The sequence below is a fragment of the Streptomyces sp. sk2.1 genome (genome assembly GCF_008120935.1).
Taxonomy (GTDB): domain Bacteria; phylum Actinomycetota; class Actinomycetes; order Streptomycetales; family Streptomycetaceae; genus Streptomyces.
Map to the genome: position 1 here is coordinate 10,867 of NZ_RDBO01000057.1, position 1,813 is coordinate 12,679.

The window sequence follows — 1,813 nt, forward strand, 5'->3', positions numbered from 1 at the left end:
ACGTCCTGCTCGGCCTGAACCAGGGCCTGACGTGGTCGATGACCGTCAACATGAAGATCGACCTCGTCGGACCCGCCCGTCGGGGGCTGGCCACCGGTCTGAACGAGGCCGCCGGATACACCGCGGTCGGCGTCACCGCCCTGCTCACCGGCTACCTCGCCACCGGCTACGGCCTGCGCCCCGTCCCCGAGCTCATCGGCGCCGTCTTCGTCGTCGCCGCCCTGTTCGAGATCGGAGGCGCCTGGCTGGTGTGGCAGGGCATCCGCGAGCACAAGGGCTGGATCTGGATCGGCGCCGGTGTCATCGCACTCGGGCTGTACGGCGTGGTGGCCACTTTCCAGTCCGACGACGACTTCGGGCGCATCCTGGCCGCGTACGGCGGGATCTTCGTCGCGGGGTCGATCGTCTGGGGCATGGTCGCCGACGGCTACCGCCCCGACCGTTTCGACGTCATCGGCGCCCTGGTGTGCCTCGCCGGGATGGCCGTGATCATGTACGCCCCGCGCGGCCACTGACCGGCCGGGCCGCTGCTCGGTGATCCACCGGGCGGCCAGGAGGCCGGAGGCGGCGGTGAGGACGGCCGCGGCGATGACGGTGGCGCCGAGACCGAGCCGGTCGGCGAGGACACCGGCCATGAGGGCTCCGGCGGCGTAGCCGATGTCGCGCCAGAAGCGGTAGGTGCCGAGGGCGTTGGCCCGCCAGGCGGGATGGGCGTGGTCGGAGACCGAGGCGATGAGGGCCGGATAGACCATGGCGGTGCCGAGGCCGAGGGCGACGGCGGACAGGATTCCGGCCAGTAGCGGCCGGTCGAGGAGGACGAGGGCGAGGACGAGCCCGCCGGCCTGGACGAGCATGCCGTGGACGATGAGGGGTTTGCGGCCGACGCGGTCGGCGAGGTGGCCGGCGGGGATCTGCCCGAGACCCCACAGGATGGGGTACAGCCCCTTGATCAGGCCCACGGCGGCCAGTCCGAGTCCGTGGTCGGTGAAGAGCAGGGGGAAGACACCCCAGGTGAGGCCGTCGTTGAGGTTGTTGACCAGCCCGGCCTGGCTGGCGCCGCGCAGGGAGCGGTCGCGCCAGGAGGTGCGGGTGAACGTGGCCTTGAGGCTGGTTTTCTCATCCGTCGGCAGCGGCTTGGTGTGGTGGGCCAGTTCCAGGGCGACATGGGCGGCGGTGTCGCGGACGACGAGGGCCAGGGCGAGACCGGCGACGACGAAGACGGCGCCGATGAGCTCGGGGACGGGGCGCAGGCCGTAGCCGGTGGCGAGGTAGCCGGTGAGCAGGGCGGTGACGCCGACCGCGGTGTATCCGGCGGCCTCGTTCAGACCGGTGGCCAGCCCCCGACGGGCGGGTCCGACGAGGTCGATCTTCATGTTGACGGTCATCGACCACGTCAGGCCCTGGTTCAGGCCGAGCAGGACGTTGGCCGCGACGATCCACCCCCAGGAGGGTGCGTACGCGAGGGCGAAGGGGACGGGTACGCCGATCAGCCAGCCCGCCACGAGCAGCTGCTTGCGGCGGAAGCGGGCGGTGAGGGCCCCGGCGGCCAGGTTGGTCAGGGCCTTGGTGAGGCCGAAGGCGATGATGAAGGAGAAGACGGCCAGGTCGCTGGTCAGGCCGAAGGTCTCGGAGCCGATCAGCGGCACGGTGGTGCGCTCCAGGCCCACCAGGCCGCCCACGGCCATGTTCACGATGACCAGCAGGGTGAACTGCGGCCAGTTCTCGCGCAGCCCCAGTCGTACGGGGCGGACGGAGCCGTCGGACGGCGGGGCGGGCGCGGCGATGGTGTTCACGGGCGGGTGTCCTCAGGGTC

General features: G+C 71.7%; 1 protein-coding gene and 1 pseudogene. One reads left to right on the forward strand and one right to left on the reverse strand.

The window, feature by feature from the left end; translation table 11 throughout:
- Nucleotides 1–194: 194 nt before the first annotated feature.
- Nucleotides 195–515: a YnfA family protein gene (locus EAO76_RS21375; RefSeq protein WP_148837569.1), complete on the forward strand. Its 321-nt coding sequence runs from the start codon at nt 195–197 to the stop codon at nt 513–515.
- 54 nt (nt 516–569) lie between these two features.
- On the opposite strand, the pseudogene EAO76_RS21380 reads toward EAO76_RS21375, so the two are convergent.
- Nucleotides 570–1,685, reverse strand: a pseudogene (locus EAO76_RS21380) (MFS transporter); the annotation flags it as partial.
- Nucleotides 1,686–1,813 lie beyond the last annotated feature (128 nt).